Genomic DNA, 15991 nt, shown 5'->3' with positions numbered 1-15991 from the left:
CCGGCCGCAACTGCCACGCCGCTGCCGAAGGTCCACGATCAACGCGCCCAACGTCCCTGGTCGCCTCGCCGTCCAAGCGCTGACGTGCCGGCAGGGCAGGTCCGTGCGTTCCGGTTCCCGGTCCTGGGAGCGGCTTGCCGCTCCGCGCCGTGCCACGGCGTGATCAGATCAGGACCCGCTCGCCGTCACGGGGCACGACCGCGTTCCAGCCGTGCTCGGTGGACAGTCGGTCAGTCAGGGCTGCCGACGCCTCGGGTTCGCCGTGCACGAGGTAGGTGCTGCCGGGTTCGGGTCCGCCGGTGGCCCAGGCGAGCAGTTCGTCGGCGTCGGCGGCGGCGTAGCCCACGACGAGGACGGTGTGGCGGGGGTCCGGCAGCATCTGCTCGAGGTGGTGCAGCACGCGTCCGCCGGTGGCCATGCCGGACGCGGAGATGATGATCGAGGCCTGCTCGGGGTTGTTGACGGTCATGGATTGCGTGGCGGTGTGCAGCTCGGCCAGCCGGCCGGGGTCGAACGGGTCTTCGTGGGTGTGCAGCAGCTCGGGTCGGACCTCCGGCCAGGCCTCGGCGACGGCTTGGCGGTAGACGCGCAGCGAGGCGAGCGCCATCGGGCTGTCCACGAACACGGGCAGGTCGGGGATCGCGCCGCACTCGGGACGTGGCTGGGGCGGTCGCAGCACGCGGTGGTGCTGCCTGCCGAGGTCGCCGCTGACGACAGCGGTGCGGTCCCCTAAGCCGAGGTGCGCCCACGCCGAGCCGAGGATGTGCCCGCCGCGGCCGAACTCCAGGTCGACGCCGCGGGCGATGCGCCAGGGCACGTCGAAGTCCATCGTCTGGAACAGCCGGACGGCCGCAGCGGCGTCGTCGGTGTCGTAGAGCGGCAACGCCGGGTTGTGCCTGGTCCAGCCGCCCTCGTTGGCCTGCCGGGCGTCCTCGGCCATGAGGTGGGCGCTGTCGGCGAGCACGATCGCGGCGAGGTCGGCGGTGCCCTCCGTGGTGTAGACGGGTCCGCGCCAGCCGTTGCGCACGAGGACCGGCAGGTAGCCGCAGTGGTCGAGGTGGGCGTGCGTCAGGACGCGACCGCGTCGAGGCGGTCGAGGTCGAGTCGGGGCGGCTGCCAGTTGCGCCGGCGCAGCGGCGCGAGGCCCTGGAACAGGCCGCAGTCGACCAGCACGCGGGACGACCCGGTGTCGAACAGGAACTTGCTGCCGGTCACGGTGCCGGTCGCGCCGAGGAACGTCAGCGAGGTCGGCTCGGCGGAGCGCTTGCCCATCACGACTCCTGGCTCGTCTGTCGCAGGACACCACGGTCCCGCGTCTTCGCGAACGGCCCACAGCGGCGGTCGGCCCGGTCACGCGGGGTATTTGGTCCTACCTCGCCAGCAGGTCGAGGACGGCCGCGCCCGTGGTGGTGAGCACCGCCGTCGAGCCCGCCGACCGGACGAGGCCACCGAGCACGAGGTCGTTGGTGGCGGTGAAGTCGCACCACAGCCCGTCGACCGCCAGGTTCGGCCGGCGACCTCCCACCAGTTGTCCCCTGCCTTCCGCGATCGCCTTCAACATCGCCTTGTGCCTCGATGTGTAATCCACATCACTCATCTCCTCTCTGCTGTCCAGGTTCCGCGTTCGGCGGGAGCACTGGCAGGTTCGAAGGAGGTCGATCGGACGGGACGATCGGCCGCGCCGGTGCAGGACTTGGTGCTCAGCGCAGCGATGCCGCGTGGTTGGGGACGTAGGTCTGCACAGGTCGGTGCGTGGTAGCCAGTGGACGCGGGACGCGCCGGCAGCTGGAAGGCGGGCGGCTCCACCTCGTAGTACGGCAGGGTGGACAGCAGATGGGCGATCATGTTGACGCGGGCGCGCCGCTTGTCGTCGCTCTCCACCACGTACCAGGGGCACTCGGCGGTGTCGGTGTGGACGAACATCTCGTCCTTGACGCGGGAGCAGTCCTCCCACGCAGCAGGATCCGGTCGTCGACGAGCATCCGCTCGAACACCGGCACTGCTGCAGGAACCTGCGGTGTTCCTCGGGCGTGCAGAACCCCATGACCCGTTCGACGCCGGCGCGGTTGTACCAGCTGCGGTCGAGCAGGACCGAGTCGTCATCGACTCCTGGTCGGTCGCACGATCCCGGAGAGCACGTCGTGGTCTCGCGGTTCGAGGTGGAAGAGGAGGTCGTCGAGCAGGCCGCTTGCCTCGGTGCGCACCGAGAACGGCATCACACGTCCTGCACGGTCGCGCGTACCACCAGCACCGGGCACGGCGCGTGGTGCAGCAGGGCGTGGCTGGTGGAGCCCAGCAGCAGGCCGGTGAGCGCGCCGCGACCCCGGCAGCCCACGACCAGCAACGCGGCGTCCCGGGCACGGTCGATCAGCGCTCGTGCCGGGTTGCCGCGGGCGACGACCAGCTCCAGCGGGACGTCGGGGTACTTCTCCCGCCATGGCGTCACCAGCGCGGCGAGGTCCCCGCCCTGCTCGGCGTCGTACTCGGCCAGGTCGATCCCCACCATGTCGGCCAGTGGCTCGGGCGGGGCGTGCCAGGCGTGCACCAGGACGAGAGCCGCACGGCGTGCCGACGCCTGGTCGAACGCCTGAGCGAGCACGGCCGGGCTGTCGCCTTCCACCCCGCACACGACCGGACCGGACCGCCGGTCTCCGCGGACGACGACCACCGGGCAGCCGCCGCGGCTGGTCACGGCGATGGCCGTGGACCCGAGCAGCATCGAGGTGAACCCGCCCAGCCCTCGCGAGGCCAGCACGACCAGTTCCGCGTCGACCGACTCGGCCACCAGCAACGGCGCCGGGTCGGCGACTTCCACGTGCACTTCGAGCCGCACCTCGGGGTCGACGTCACGGGCGACGTCCGCAGCCTCGTGCAACCACTGCCACGCCTGCTCGTGCAGCGCCTTACTGGTGCGTCCGTCGGCGTCGGGCACGTCGCCGGGGAGGCGCAGCTCGGCGTGCACCAGCCGCAGCGGCAGGTCGCGGGTCCGCGCCTCCTGGGTCGCCCACCGCACCGCGTCGAACGCGGGTCCCGAACCATCGACGCCGACCACCACGGGCTTGCTCATGCGAGACGCCTCCTCATCCACTTGTGCCCGGCATCCACCAGCAGGACGGCCGGGATGGTCATCGCCGCGAGCACCCAGCCCAGCGGGGTCGGCGCGCTGCCGCCCAGCAGGTCGGGCAACGGCGGCACGAACAGGAACACAGCCAGCACAGCCAGCTCGAAGATCACCGCGCCGATCAGCAGGCGGTTGCCCAGCAGGGTCTTCACCGGTGTGGTGGCGCTGCGGCACGCGAACGCGTTCGCCAATTGTCCCAGCACGATCGCGGTGAACGCGGTGCCCGACGCGGTGGCCAGCAGCACCGGGTCGCCCAGGTCCCAGCCGCCCGCGAGCAGCACGAGCGTGAACGCCGCCATCGCCGCCAACGCCTCGGCCGGTCCCAGCACGCCGAAGGCGCGGACCAGCACCGAGCGGTCGATCAGCGATCCGGCCCGTGCGGGGCCGATCATGGTGCGCGGGTTCGGGTTCTCCGCGCCCAGCGCGAGCGCGGGCAGCAGGTCCGTGCCGATGTCGAGCGCGAGGACTTGGAGGACGCTCAACGCGAGCGGGTACGAGCCACCCGAGAGCGCCCAGAACACGAACGGCGTCAGTTCGGCGACGTTGTCGGTCAGGTGGTAGGTCAGGAACCGGCGGATGTTGGCGAACGTCGCCCGGCCCAGCTCGACGGCGCCGACGATGGTGCCGAAGTGGTCGTCGAGCAGGACGAGGTCAGCCGCTTCGCGGGCCACGTCGGTGCCGGAAGCACCCATGGCCACGCCGATGTCGGCCGCGCGCAGGGCCGGTCCGTCGTTGACGCCGTCTCCGGTCATGGCGACGACGTGGCCGCGGTGTTGCAGTGCGTGGGCGATGCGGAGCTTGTCCTCGGGCGTGACGCGGGCGACGACGACACCGTCGTGGTCCAGCAGCTCACCCAACGTCGCGTCGTCGGCGGGCAGGTCCTTGCCCTCGACCACCAGCCGGTCGGGTCCGAGCAAGCCGACCTGGTCGGCGATGGCGCGGGCGGTGGCCGGGTGGTCACCGGTGACCATGGCGAGCTTGATGCCCGCCTTGCGGCACAGGGCGATCGAGTCGGTGACGTCGTCGCGCGGCGGGTCCTGCAGCGCGACCAGGCCGAGCAGGACGAGGTCGCGTTCGGCGTCCTGCCAGCCGGTGGCGGTGCCGGGTCGCCGGGCCACCGCGAGCACGCGGAGCCCTTGCGCGCCGAGTGCGTCGATCGCCTCGTGCGCTCCCGGTGCCGGCGCGCACAGCGGCAGCACGGCGTCGGGGGCGCCGGTCACGTGCACGCCGTCACCGTCCACGACGGACGAGCGACGGCGGCGCGGGTCGAACGGGAAGCGGGTCGCCGCCGGGGTCGCGGTGTCCGCGACGACGCGCGCGGCCAGGACGTGGAGCGCGACCTCCATCGGGTCGCCGACCGGCAGCCACCGGTCGTCCCGGTGGTCGACGTGCGCGGTGGGCGAGCAGCGGACGGCGCTGATCGCGAGCGTCCGCACGGCGGCGAGGGCGTCGGGTTCACCGGTCACTCGGGCGGTCGGGGCGTAACCCTGTCCTTGGACCGAGACCTCACCGTTCGGCGTCCACACCTGCACCGCGGACATCTCGTTGCGGGTCAGCGTCCCGGTCTTGTCGGTGCAGATGAACGTGGTCGCGCCCAGCGTCTCCACCGCGTCCAGCCGCCGCACGAGCGCGTTGCGGTGCGCCATGGTCTGGGCGGCCCGCGCCAGCGACAGCGTCACGGTCGGCAGCAGGCCTTCCGGGACCAGCGCGACGGTGACGCCGACCGCGAACAGGAAGCCCTGCGTCGGGTCGAGGCCCAACAGCATCGCGACCCCGTAGAACGCCACGCCCACGGCGACCGCGATGAGGCCGACCACGGTCACCACGCGGTGCAACCGCAGGGCGAGCGGACTCGTCGGCCTGACCGCGTGGCGGGTGAGCGAGGCGATGCCTGCGAGCTGGGTGCGGGAGCCGGTGGCCGTCACGACGACGGCCGCCTCGCCCTCCGTGACGTAGGTGCCGGCCCGCACGGCGTCGTCAGCGGCGGGGTGCACGGGCACGCTCTCACCGCTGAGCATGGACTCGTCCACGGCCAGCGCGGCGACCTGCGCCACCCGGGCGTCGGCGCAGACGCGGTCGCCGCCCTGGAGCAGGACCTCGTCGCCGACGACCAGCTCGGCCGCGTCCACGACCAGGGGCTTGCCGTCGCGGCGGACGGTGGCGCGGGTGGGCATCAGGTCTCGCAGGCGTTGCGCCGCGCGGTCCGCCCGGTACTCCTGGGCGAACGCGAACCCGCCGTTCAGCACGACGACCAGTGCGATCGCGACCGACAGCGCCGGCATACCCGCGACGTAGGCCAGTGCGGCTGCCACCCACAGCAGGATCGCGAAGAAGTGCGCGAACTGCTTGAGCAGCAGCACGACCGGGTGCGCCCCGCCACCGGCGGGAAGCACGTTCGGGCCGTTCTCGCGCAGCCTCCGGGCGGCCTCGACCGAGGTCAGGCCGCCCGTGGTGCGCTCCGCCGCGTCCAGCACCGTCGTCACCCGATCCGGTGGCTGGTGTCGGTGTCGTCCCAGCCGTAGGACAGGTGGTTGTGGACGTCGACCACACCGGGCATGGCCAGGGTGAGGCGGTACGCGATGTCGGCTTCGCTGCGGCGCTCGATGGTGCCGCGCAGCGTGACCACGCCGTCGACCACCTCGACCTCGACCGCGGTGGGTTCCACCCACAGCGTCCGCTGCAGGACCTCGTGCACGACAGTGCGGCGCAAGTCCTCGTCGCTGCGCAGGAACACCTTCAGCAGATCCCGACGCGACAGGACACCGAGCAGCCTGCCGTCGGCGTCCACGACGAACAGCCGGCGCACACCTCCCACCGCCAGTTCGTGCGCGGCGGCGCTCGCGGGCGCGTCCGGTCCGATGGTGACGACCGGGGTGGTCATCACGTCGCCCGCGGTGGTGCCGCTCACCTGCCGCCAGCGCTGCTTGATGTCGCGGCGGGCGAACATGGACGGGCCGGGTTCGGTGCCGCCCCGGTACTCCTCCTTGGGCAGCAGATCGGCCTCCGACACCACGCCGATCGGCCGGCCATCGGTGTCCACCACCGGCACGGCGCTGAACGCGCCGTCGGTCAGGATCGCGGCGACGTCCTTGAACGGGGTGCCGACGTCGACCTTCACCACCTCGCGGGTCATCAGCGAGGCAACCTCGGGTTCACGCATGGGTCTCTCCTTCGAGGGTGGTCCGCACGGTCGCGGTGGGTCGGGTCGGTCGGGTCGCGGCGAAGAGCACCAGACCACCACCGAGGAACAGCAGCAGCACGCCGACGCCGAGCGCCGTCCACGCCGCCGGTGCGAGCGCGGGCAGGGTCGCGGTGGCCACGAGGGTCGTGTCGACCGCGCGCGAGCCGTCGGCGTTCATCACCACCGCGGTCCAGGTGCCGGGCTGCGCGGTCCAGGTGAGCGAGCCGTAGCCCGACGACACCCAGAACGGCTGGGCGTGCGGCAAGGTGGCGGGCGCGGTGCCCGTGCTGTGCCGGTAGAGCGCTTGGTCGCCGAAGCCGCTCACGCGGTCGCGGTCGACCCCGGCCAGGTAGCGGGCGACGTCGGAGGCAGGTCCAATGCCGACGAACGCGTCGGGGTCGACCCGCAGGCCGATCGCGCCGAGCCAGTCCTCGCCGACCGTCCAGCCCGCTTCGGTCCAGTGCATCTCGGCGGTGCCGAGCTCCACCGCGTAGCCGGTGCTGCGCAGGCTCTGCGCGGGTGCGGTGACCGCGCCGGTCGCGTCGCGCTGGGTCTGGTCGGCCCACAGCCCGAGCGCCCCGGCCGCCGAGAGCCCGGTGCCCGTCAGGAGCAGCAGGACGCCGATCACCGCCGGGACGACACGGCCCGCGGTGCCGCCCGACGGTGCGGGCGGCGGCACGTCCAGGGTGGCGGCGCCGGGTTCGTCGCCACCGGTGTCGAATCGGAACGGCGGGTAGGCGTCGGTCATCAAGCCGACGTAGGCCGCGACGCGCAGTGCCCAGCGGTCCATGCCCAGGACGAAGTCGAACACGCCGCGCGGGTAGCGGCCGGTGAACAGCAGCACCACACCGGCGATCAGCACGAGCAGCCCGACCAGGCCGCCGGCCGGGCTGTACGCCCACTCCCCCGCCCGGAAGGCCAGGTAGCCGCCACCGCCGAGGAAGATTCCCACGATGACCAGGTGCGGGATGGCCAGCAGCCACTTGACCAGCACCAGGCCGCGCGAGAGCTGCTCGGGGTAGGCGATGTCGAGCGTCGCCGGGTAGTCCGGCTCCTCAGCGAGGCTGAACGGCGGGTACCGGTCGGTCGCCAGCGCGCCGAACGAGTAGTAGGCGACCCGCCACGTCCAGCGCAGCACTCCGAGCGCGAAGTCGAACAGCGGGCGCGGGTAGCGGCCGGTCACCAGGATCGCGATGAACGCGACCAGCCCCACCACCGCGAACGCCATCCAGAGGAAGGTCAGCACCAGGTAGTGCGGGATCACGAGCAGCCACTTGACCAGCCACAACCAGCGGTTGAGGGCTGGGTCGAACCGGCCGTGCACGCGAACGGGATAGGTGGTCATGCCAACGTCCTCCAATCGGGCCCGACAGCGGCCCACTCGGTCTTCCACAGGCTCCGGAGCCGGGTGTGCGCCGAGCGGACCAGCACGTACCCGAGCGCCACCGCGCCGCCGAGCGCGATCCACGAGCCCGTCACCGCGACCGAGGCGACCGCGACGGCCCCCTCGATCCGGTCGTCGAGCGGGTTGCGCCCGGCGAAGGCCCGGCGTGCCGGTCCTCCTGGGCTCGACCGCGTGTCCATGTCCCGCCCTCCTCGTCCGCTCCGGTGCCTCTCAGGCTCGTCCGGTACGAGGTCGGTCCACAGAGTCGTTGGTCGCCGTGGGGGTCCCTGATGGGTCGGGACCTCCGACCCCTGCGAACGCCGCCGCGGACGTCGGTGGACGACGCGCAGTCGAGGGTGCGGGCAAGCCGAATCTCACTCACTTCGGGCTCTCGCCCCGGTCGATGTGAACGGATCGGCTGCGAGCCGCAACGCAGTGCGCCGGGCGTTGACCCAGTCGGCGCGGACCGGCGACACCGCGGAGGTGATCATGGCCACCCCGCGAAGGAGAGCCGGCTCCGCGCGTTCCACGAGCGGGCAGCCCGTGTCGACCGACCGCGTGCGGTACTCGGGGTGCCCGGTCGTGATCGCGCCCTCTGTGGACTCCTGAGCCGCCGCGGCCCGCTGTTCCGGCGCCTGCTCAACGCTCCGTGTCTGCGGCTGTCGTCTCGTGCACGTACGCGCTCAGGACCCCGGGCACCGCCTCGGCCAAGGCGACGACGACCCTCCAGGACCTCTCGTCGGGGAATGTCGTCCCGATGTCGGCATGACCGTCGCGCACGGTCACCGACCACCGACCGTTCGGGTCGTAGGCGTCCAGGCGTTCCCGCACCTCACGCTCGACGGAGGCGTCGGTGCGGGCCAACGCCCGCACCAGGTCGTGCCTGGTCACCACACCGACCAGCCGCAGACCGTCCAGGATGGGGACGCAGCGGATCCCGTCGTCGACCATCACCCTGGCGAGCAGGCCGGCCGGTGCGGTGGGGTCCACCCCGCGCACCGGGGTGGTCAGCACGTCACTCACCGGCGCGTCGCCGGGCTCTCCGTCGGTGTAGCGGCCGCGCAGCAGGTCGGCCTCGGTGACGATACCGACGAGTCGCCGGCCACCGTCGACCACGGGCAGCGCCGCGAAGCCGTGCGAGACCATCAGCGTCGCCGCCACGCGGATCGGCACGTCCGGTGTCACGGCGATGACCGGGCTGGTCATGATGTCTCGTGCCCGCACGGCGCACCTCCCTCGTCGCAGGTGACTTCGACGTTAGGCAGCCGTTGCCCTCTCGCCAGCGGTCGATGGTCCTCGGCGACCAGGGCCCAACGACGGCGCCGCACGCGCAGGTGTCCCCGAACGGGTGACGTGCCGGTGGTCGGGGGACATCCGCAGATCTCCGGCATACGCTGCCGACACCGACCACGGGAGGCGCGGACATGTCCATCGACGTGCAGCAGCCGAAGGCGTACGACTTGGTGGGCAACGACATCCTGATCGGCGGAACGGCCGGTGGGGCGTTCGAGGCCGGCTTCAACTACCGGGTCCACGAGGGCCACGACGAGGTGACCGGCTTCTTCATGGCCGGTGACGGTGTCGGCGGGCACAGCCAGTTCCAGCTCAGCGTCGACGTGTCGGGCGCGAGCTTCACGCTCTCCCGGCTGTTCGTCGAGGTCTTCCACATCTCACCGAAGGACGGCGAGGAACTGGACAAGGTGGTCGTGCCCGTCGTGCTCGGTCCGAAGATCGTCCCCGGCTACCGGACCTACCTGGAGCACGTGGTCGTGGCGGGCGAGACGCTGTGGGCGCTGTCCACCCGCTACTACGGCGCGGGCAACCTCCACCACCGCCTCGTGGCGGCGAACCCGCAGACCATCACCGACCCGGACGTCATCAACCCGGGCGACGTCATCCGGGTGCCGCAGGAGTGACGCGCGACGGCGCCGGACCGGTGCCTCCCGCCTGTGCGGCGCGGCGCCCGTCCGGTCCTCGCGACCCGGTGTGGAGACCTGCTCCTCCGGTGTCCCGACCGGGGTCTTGCGCGCACTCGCGGCCCGGTGACCGGGCAGTGCGACCGTGCGGCTGAAGGAGCCGTCGTAGAACTCGGACCGGTGCTGTCCGCGCACCTCCCGTTCCCGCTTCGCGGTGATGGTGAGCCGGTCGCCCGCGGTGCCGACCTCGATGTCGGACTCCGCGTCGAGGCCCGGCGGCTCCGCGCGCAGCACGGAGGCGCCTTCCTCGAGGAAGTCCTCGACCTGGACCGAGTGACGCGGGCCGAAGGGCCACGCGCCCTCGAACGGACCGCGCACCTCGGGGATCAGTCCGCCGACAGGACGCCTCTCGACCGTCGTCACAGGCGCTCGTTCGTCAGGGACCTTGGTCCTCGCGGTGTCGGTGCCCATCCGCGCGAACGCGCTGCCCGAGGCCCTCCTGAGGTGGTGCCCTCGTGCCGTGTCCGGAGGTGTGGTGCCGGGCGGACGCTCGACATCTGGACCAAGACCTTCGGAGACGACGATGACCACGCTGCTGCAGACCACTCGACGCGACACCTACACCGGTATCCGGGACCCGAGGCTCGCCGCTGTGCTCGCCGCCGAGGACGACGCCGAGGAAACCGGGTTCAACCCGCTCGAACGCATCAGCTGCCGCGTCCACCGCCGCTGGCTGCACCAGTGCGTGCACTCCCCGGCACACGTCATCTCCGTGACCGGTCACCGCTGGTGCAGGAACTGCGAGTGCCCCGCCTCCGTCAGCGTCGACGAGCTCACCGGAGCGGTCACCGTCCACTGCCTGCGCTGCCGGCGGACCCCCGACAGCCCCGCAACCCGCCAGATCGTGCGCTGCTGCCGCGCGAGCCTGGCCGCCGCCCAGGACGGCCGACGGTGAACCGTCCGGTCGCCGGGTTGTGCCTTCACCACCGGACCTCCGGCACAGCGACCGGGATGCGTTGTCACGCGAGCTTCCGCCAACCGGGTTCGACCGCCGCCCACTCCAGCTCCCACCGGTGCCGGCGGAGGCGGGTGTGGACGCATCGGACCGCCACGCAGAACACCACCAGCGCGCCGCCCAGAGCGAGTCACGAACCCGTCGCGACCGCCACTGCTGTGACCACCGCGCCCTCGGCGGTCAGCGGCGCGGCCACCGCGCACCCCTGTCGTCGACCCAGATCCGGACCCCGCTGCCGGCGAGCACATCACTGGTGACTTGAACCTCGCCCCGCCGGGCCGTCCCGTCGGGCAGCGTCCACGTCGCGGGCACGTCGAACTTCGTCACCGACATGTTGTGCGCCGCTCCTCCGGCGGAGCCGGGTGTGCCCTCCAGCAGCACGGCGTCGACTTGGTGGCGCGTGCGCGACTGCTCCGAGGACAGCGCTGCCTGTTGCACGTAGACCTCGGACCCGAACGCCGCTGCGACGGGCAGCCCCAGCAATGCGACCGTCACCGCGCTCTCCAACCGATCTCCGAGGCGAACGGTCAGGTACTTGCCGAAGATGATCGCCCACGGACCGACGACGCCTGCGTCGTAGTAGCCGACAGGGACGTCGTGGAACTCGAAGCCGCCGCGAGCATTCGTGATGGCGCGGGCCAGGACAGCACCGGTGTGCCACTCCTTCAGGTAGATCTTGAGGTTGGGCACCGGTGCGCCGGGATACGGACCTCCCAGCGTGCTGGGCCACGACACCGAGCGCTCCACCGCCACCCAGCCGACGACCTTCGGCGCCACGACACCGATGATCCGCGCGGCTACCTCGGTGGTGGCGACGCCCTGGTGCACGCCGATCGAGCACCCAACCCTCAGATAGCCCTCCTCCGCCATGACGTTCACGATCGGGATCTGCACGTCGAAGGCCCGGTTCCCGCGCGGTAGGTCGCGGAACAGGAAGCGGCCCGCCGAGTCCGTTTTCGTTGTGTAGGAGCCGGCCGGCCGGCCGCCGACCTCCAGCCGGAGGTCGGCGAGGGCTTCACCCGCGTCCATGGTCGCGTCGCCGTTGCGGTCGGCGTAGACGGTTCCCGCGAAGGTGCCGCGGACAACGGTGACCGGGGCGCTGATCGCGACGACGTTGTCCGCCGGGTTCACGTCCGGTTCGTCGAGCGACCTGATCGTCACGACCATCGACGCCGGGTACTCCGTGGTCGTCACCCGTCCGACGAACGTGGCTTCCACGGTCTGCCCGGGTTCGACCCGCACGCCGTAGTACCCGATCTCCTCCCAGTAGCGCTCGTCCTCCACGTTCCCGGGCGAGTCGATGGTCACGCGGTTCGCCGGCGCGGTGCCGACGTTGGTCACCCTGGCCCGTGCGGTGACCGGCTCGTCCGCGACGAACTCCGGTTTGTCGAAGGCGACCGTGAGGGTCAGGTCCACGAACGCCGGTGAGGGCTCCGTGGTCACCGGGCCGCCGGCGCGCTCGGGTCCGGTCGTCGTTTTGGGTCCGCTCGGGGCCGTCGTCGAGGTCTCGACCGGCGCGGTGGTGGTCGGCTCCGTTTCGGGCGGTGCGGTCGCGCTGGGCCCGGCCGCCGCCGGGATGTCGCCGAACGCCGGTCCCGCCGACGCTCCCGCGCAGACGAGGACCGTCAACAACAAAGCGCCGATGGATCGACGTAACCACGGCATCGCGTGCTTCCCCTCTGCCCGTCCTCCCTGTGAACTACTCCGATCTCAGCGTCTAGCCGCACCAGAAGACGGTGCAGAGGCGTCGGCACTCGCTCGCATGCAGCCGTTCCCGAGTGGCACGGGGCCTTGCTGCTCTGGTGCCCGATGCGGTCAGGCGATACCGGTGGACGCGGGAACCGGACGCAGCTCGATGCCGGCCACGCCGGGAACCGTGCGCACCAGGGCGGTCACGACGCGGCGCTCGGCCTCGTCGTCGAACTGCCCGGTCACCACGATCCGGCCGCCGGTCACCTCGACGTCCCAGCGGCGGGTGCGGCTGTAGGCGGTGAGGAGCCGGTCGACGCGGGCGGCGAGGACGTCGTCGTCCGGGGTGAGCACGCGCAACAGGTCGCCGCGGCTCACCACGCCGACCACCGCTCCCCTGGCGTCCGCCACGGGCAGGCAGCGCAGCCGGTTGCCCAGCATCGCGCTCGCCAGCTCGCTCGGTGTGGCGGTGAGCGGCGCGCTGGTCACCTCGGTCGTCATCACCTGCCCGACGGTGGTCGCGACGCCCCGTTCGAGGTTGGCCAGCAACAGGTCCGAGCCGGACACGATGCCGACCAGCAGTCCTCCCTGCCCCACCACGGGGAGCGCGGAGAAGCCGTGGTCGACCAGGACGGCGCTCGCGGCGCGCACGGTGGTCGACGGTTCGACCGAGTAGACGGGCCGGGTCATCACATCTGCGGCGTTCATACCCCGCAACGGTCCGCTCACCCACCGGCCGTCGGCAGGGCGCATCGGCCCTTCCGGCCGGTGCCTTTGGTCCTCCGGCGCGGACGCGGCACGTCGGTCCCTGGTGGATCGGGACTTCCGCCCCTGCGAGAGCACCCACCGCGGATGCCACGGTCGGAAGCGAACCGCAGAACGAACAGCGTGGAGGTGAGTCGGATGGACCGCAGCCGGCCGGACGAGGAAACGATCGCAGCGGCGGTGGCCCTGGCCTGCCGCGCGCCTTCGGTGCACAACACGCAACCGTGGCGGTGGCGCTTGGGCGACCGGAGCGTGCACCTGTACACGGATCCGTCCCGTCAGTTGCCCGCCACCGACCCGCGCGGCGCGGACCTGTTGCTCAGCTGCGGCGCCGCGCTGCACCACCTGCGCGTCGCGCTGGCCGCGCTCGGGTGGCGCGCGATCGTCCACCGGTTGCCCAACCCGGCCGACCCCGACCACCTCGCGGCGGTCGAGTTCGCGCGACGGGAACCCACGGACGCCGACCTGGCGATGGCCGCCGCGATCCCCCGCCGCCGCACCGACCGCCGCCGTTTCTCGTCCTGGGAAGTGCCCCGCCCGGTGCTGGACCTGCTGGCGAAGCGGGCCGCCGAGGAAGACGCCATCGCCCACGAGGTGGTCGGCACCCGTGACCGCTTCGAACTGGCCACCGCGATCGGCGAGGCCGCGGCCGTCCAGGACGCGGACCCCGCCTACCGGTCCGAGACCCGCCGGTGGAGCGGCGGCCACGCGAACGTCGACGGTGTACCCGCGGCCAACGCGCCGTCCGGCGCGCCGCAGCACGGTGACGTGCGGCTGCGCGAGTTCCCCGGCGGTGAACTGATCGACAAGCGGATGGACGAGTGGGACGACGACGGCGGGTCGCTGCTGGTGCTCGCCACGTCCTCGGACGACCGGCTGTCGCTGTTGCGCGCCGGCGAGGCGATGAGCGCGGTCCTGCTGGAAGCCACCGCGGCAGGCCTGACGACGTGCCCGCTGAGCCAGCCGCTGGAGGTCGCCGAGACCAGGGACCGGGTGCGCACCGATGTCCTGGACGGCACATCATGCCCGCAGATCCTCCTGCGCGTCGGCTGGGCCGCGTTCAACGCCGACCCGCTGCCGCCGACCCCCCGGCGGCCCGTCACCGAGCTCATCGACCAGTGGGAGCCGAGATGAGCGGTTCACCAGGCCGGGGTGACGACATACCCGTGGCCACCCGGTCGTCCGCCACGACCGAGGACACCGCCGGTAGGTCGTTCACGGGCACGACAGCACTTCACCGACACCATCGGCGACCACGACCCCGGGCACCACACCACAGGACGTCGAGTGGGCGATCGCGGACAGCCGCACCCGGCTCGTCCGATTCGGACCGATCACCACTCTGCCAGGCGACGCGGAGCAGCTTCCCCCTCACCGCTCCGACCGTCGCCGGCTTGGGCGCGACACCCGGCCCGGACTCCGGCCGGGTGCGCGTCCTCGCCCACCTCTGCGAGACCACCACCTTCGCGAGGGTGAGGTTCCGGTCGCGGAGGTGCCCGCACCCAGCTCGGGCGTGCTCGCGCACGCGCCCTGGGCCACCGTGGGGATCGTGGAGGCCGACGAAGGCTGCCTGGTGGTGCTCGTTGCACCGGCGTCCGCGCCGGCGGCCATGCACGCCCTGCAGGAGGGCGTCGGGACGGCCGGGTGATCGACGGGGGCACGGGCCCTGGTCGGCTCGTCACGGATCGTGGACGTCCTCGTCGGCGAGCAGCTACCCAGGATCTGCTGACCCCACCAGGGACCCCACGGACCGGCAGGCGAGGACCTTCGCCACTCCCCCGCGCCGACCGGACGGGACGAGCATCGAAGGACAACCGGAGGAGGACGCAATGACGGTTCGGGTTGGCATCAACGGGTTCGGGCGGATCGGGCGGGACGTCATGCGGGCGGTGTTCGACCGCGGCGACACGGGCATCGAGATCGTCGCGGTGAACGACCTCACCACACCGGAGGCGCTCGCGCACCTGTTGGCGTTCGACTCCACCTACGGGCCGTGGGCGCACGCGGTGAGCGCCGAGGCGGACGCGCTGGTGGTCGACGGCTACCGGGTGCGCGTCAGCTCGGAGGCCGACCCGGCGAACCTCGACTGGAACGCCGACGTCGTGGTCGAGGCCACCGGCCGGTTCCGCACCCGCGAGACCGCCGGCGCGCATCTCGCCCGCGGTGTCCGCAAGGTGCTGATCACCGCGCCGGGCAAGGACGTGGACGCCACCATCGTGATGGGCGTCAACGAGGACACCTACGACCCGCAGCTGCACCACGTGGTGTCCAACGCGTCGTGCACGACGAACTGCGTCGCGCCGATGGCGATGGTGCTGCACGACGCGTTCGGCATCCGCGAAGGCCTGATGACCACGATCCACAGCTACACCAACGACCAGTCGCTGCTGGACGGTCCGCACAAGGACCTCCGGCGGGCGCGGTCGGCGGCGGTCAACATGATCCCCACCTCCACCGGCGCGGCCAAGGCGGTCGGTCTTGTCATCCCCGAACTGGCGGGCAGGCTCGACGGTCTCGCGGTGCGCGTGCCGGTCGAGGACGGCTCGCTCACCGACCTCACCGTGCTGCTGGACAAGCCGGCCACGGTGGACGAGGTCAACCGGGCGTTCGCCGAGGCCGCCGACGGCAGGCTCAAGGGCATCCTCCGCTACACCACCGCGCCGGTCGTGTCCCGCGACATCATCGGCGAGCAGGCGTCGTGCGTGTTCGACGCGGGTCTGACGAAGGCCACCGGCTCGATCGTGAAGGTCTTCGGCTGGTACGACAACGAGTGGGGCTACGCCAACCGCGCCATCGACCTTGTCCGCCACATCGCCGGGACGCTGCCGTGAGTGCCGTGCTCGACATGGCCGGTCTCGACGCGCTGATCGCGGAACTGCGCTTCCAGGGCTACGCCTGGTCGCGGTGACACCCCCGAGTT

17 protein-coding genes and 2 pseudogenes are annotated in these 15991 nt (G+C 72.1%); 5 read left to right on the top strand and 14 right to left on the bottom strand.

Annotated elements, in window-relative coordinates:
- Window positions 1-163: 163 nt before the first annotated feature.
- The 11 genes and pseudogenes from B0I31_RS06015 to B0I31_RS05975 all read right to left on the bottom strand — a co-directional run bounded on the left by B0I31_RS06015 (window position 164) and on the right by B0I31_RS05975 (window position 8910).
- Window positions 164-1027, bottom strand: coding sequence for an MBL fold metallo-hydrolase RNA specificity domain-containing protein (locus tag B0I31_RS06015; protein WP_245949714.1), 864 nt, complete (start codon window positions 1025-1027; stop codon window positions 164-166).
- Window positions 1028-1068: 41 nt separating this feature from the next.
- Entirely contained in the window at window positions 1069-1272 is a 204-nt protein-coding gene (locus B0I31_RS41555; RefSeq protein ID WP_245949713.1) for an MBL fold metallo-hydrolase, read from the bottom strand.
- A 97-nt stretch (window positions 1273-1369) separates the two neighbouring features.
- Entirely contained in the window at window positions 1370-1597 is a 228-nt protein-coding gene (locus B0I31_RS06010; protein WP_146173752.1) for a hypothetical protein, read from the bottom strand.
- On the bottom strand, window positions 1594-1923 hold the full coding sequence (locus B0I31_RS42890) for a hypothetical protein (RefSeq protein WP_342751456.1): 330 nt from the start codon (window positions 1921-1923) through the stop codon (window positions 1594-1596). The genes B0I31_RS06010 and B0I31_RS42890 overlap by 4 nt, the downstream gene beginning before the upstream one ends.
- Before the next feature lie 118 nt (window positions 1924-2041).
- A pseudogene (locus B0I31_RS42885) lies at window positions 2042-2089 on the bottom strand (hypothetical protein); the annotation flags it as partial.
- A gap of 126 nt (window positions 2090-2215) precedes the next feature.
- A complete protein-coding gene (locus B0I31_RS06000) occupies window positions 2216-3067 on the bottom strand; it encodes a universal stress protein (protein ID WP_106614306.1) in 852 nt (283 codons plus the stop codon).
- Window positions 3064-5604 carry a cation-translocating P-type ATPase gene (locus B0I31_RS05995; protein WP_181320010.1) on the bottom strand — a complete coding sequence of 847 codons (2541 nt, stop codon included), beginning with the start codon at window positions 5602-5604 and terminating at the stop codon, window positions 3064-3066. The genes B0I31_RS06000 and B0I31_RS05995 overlap by 4 nt, the downstream gene beginning before the upstream one ends.
- Entirely contained in the window at window positions 5601-6281 is a 681-nt protein-coding gene (locus B0I31_RS05990; protein WP_106614305.1) for a CBS domain-containing protein, read from the bottom strand. The genes B0I31_RS05995 and B0I31_RS05990 overlap by 4 nt, the downstream gene beginning before the upstream one ends.
- Entirely contained in the window at window positions 6274-7647 is a 1374-nt protein-coding gene (locus tag B0I31_RS05985; protein WP_106614304.1) for a DUF4389 domain-containing protein, read from the bottom strand. Before B0I31_RS05985 ends, B0I31_RS05990 begins: the two co-directional genes overlap by 8 nt.
- On the bottom strand, window positions 7644-7886 hold the full coding sequence (locus B0I31_RS05980; protein WP_106614303.1) for a hypothetical protein: 243 nt from the start codon (window positions 7884-7886) through the stop codon (window positions 7644-7646). Before B0I31_RS05980 ends, B0I31_RS05985 begins: the two co-directional genes overlap by 4 nt.
- A gap of 439 nt (window positions 7887-8325) precedes the next feature.
- Window positions 8326-8910, bottom strand: a complete 585-nt coding sequence (locus tag B0I31_RS05975; RefSeq protein ID WP_106614302.1) for a CBS domain-containing protein — start codon at window positions 8908-8910, stop codon at window positions 8326-8328.
- Window positions 8911-9110: 200 nt separating this feature from the next.
- On the opposite strand from B0I31_RS05975, the gene B0I31_RS05970 reads away from it, so the two are divergent.
- The gene (locus tag B0I31_RS05970) at window positions 9111-9602 is read left to right on the top strand and encodes a Gmad2 immunoglobulin-like domain-containing protein (protein WP_106614301.1); all 492 of its coding nucleotides are present in this window, start codon (window positions 9111-9113) and stop codon (window positions 9600-9602) included.
- A 141-nt stretch (window positions 9603-9743) separates the two neighbouring features.
- On the opposite strand, the pseudogene B0I31_RS43065 reads toward B0I31_RS05970, so the two are convergent.
- A pseudogene (locus tag B0I31_RS43065) lies at window positions 9744-10073 on the bottom strand (Hsp20/alpha crystallin family protein); the annotation flags it as partial.
- A gap of 112 nt (window positions 10074-10185) precedes the next feature.
- Here B0I31_RS43065 and B0I31_RS05960 point away from each other — a divergent pair.
- The gene (locus tag B0I31_RS05960) at window positions 10186-10557 is read left to right on the top strand and encodes a hypothetical protein (protein WP_106614299.1); all 372 of its coding nucleotides are present in this window, start codon (window positions 10186-10188) and stop codon (window positions 10555-10557) included.
- Window positions 10558-10797: 240 nt separating this feature from the next.
- Here the strand turns inward: B0I31_RS05960 and B0I31_RS05955 are convergent, their stop codons facing one another.
- Entirely contained in the window at window positions 10798-12246 is a 1449-nt protein-coding gene (locus B0I31_RS05955; protein ID WP_146173751.1) for a hypothetical protein, read from the bottom strand.
- 186 nt (window positions 12247-12432) lie between these two features.
- Window positions 12433-13014, bottom strand: a complete 582-nt coding sequence (locus tag B0I31_RS05950; RefSeq protein WP_181320009.1) for a CBS domain-containing protein — start codon at window positions 13012-13014, stop codon at window positions 12433-12435.
- A gap of 195 nt (window positions 13015-13209) precedes the next feature.
- Here B0I31_RS05950 and B0I31_RS05945 point away from each other — a divergent pair, with 195 nt between their 5' ends.
- The 3 genes from B0I31_RS05945 (at window position 13210) to gap (ending at window position 15902) form a co-directional block, all read left to right on the top strand.
- Complete coding sequence (locus B0I31_RS05945) at window positions 13210-14205, top strand: Acg family FMN-binding oxidoreductase (RefSeq protein ID WP_106614296.1); 996 nt, start codon at window positions 13210-13212, stop codon at window positions 14203-14205.
- 358 nt (window positions 14206-14563) lie between these two features.
- Window positions 14564-14719: a hypothetical protein gene (locus B0I31_RS40390; protein WP_181320008.1), complete on the top strand. Its 156-nt coding sequence runs from the start codon at window positions 14564-14566 to the stop codon at window positions 14717-14719.
- A 181-nt stretch (window positions 14720-14900) separates the two neighbouring features.
- Window positions 14901-15902, top strand: coding sequence for a type I glyceraldehyde-3-phosphate dehydrogenase (gene gap, locus B0I31_RS05940; RefSeq protein WP_106614295.1), 1002 nt, complete (start codon window positions 14901-14903; stop codon window positions 15900-15902).
- Window positions 15903-15991: the final 89 nt, after the last annotated feature.

This window comes from Saccharothrix carnea (assembly GCF_003014735.1).
Taxonomy (GTDB): domain Bacteria; phylum Actinomycetota; class Actinomycetes; order Mycobacteriales; family Pseudonocardiaceae; genus Actinosynnema; species Actinosynnema carneum.
This window is presented reverse-complemented; position numbering and strand designations above follow the sequence as displayed.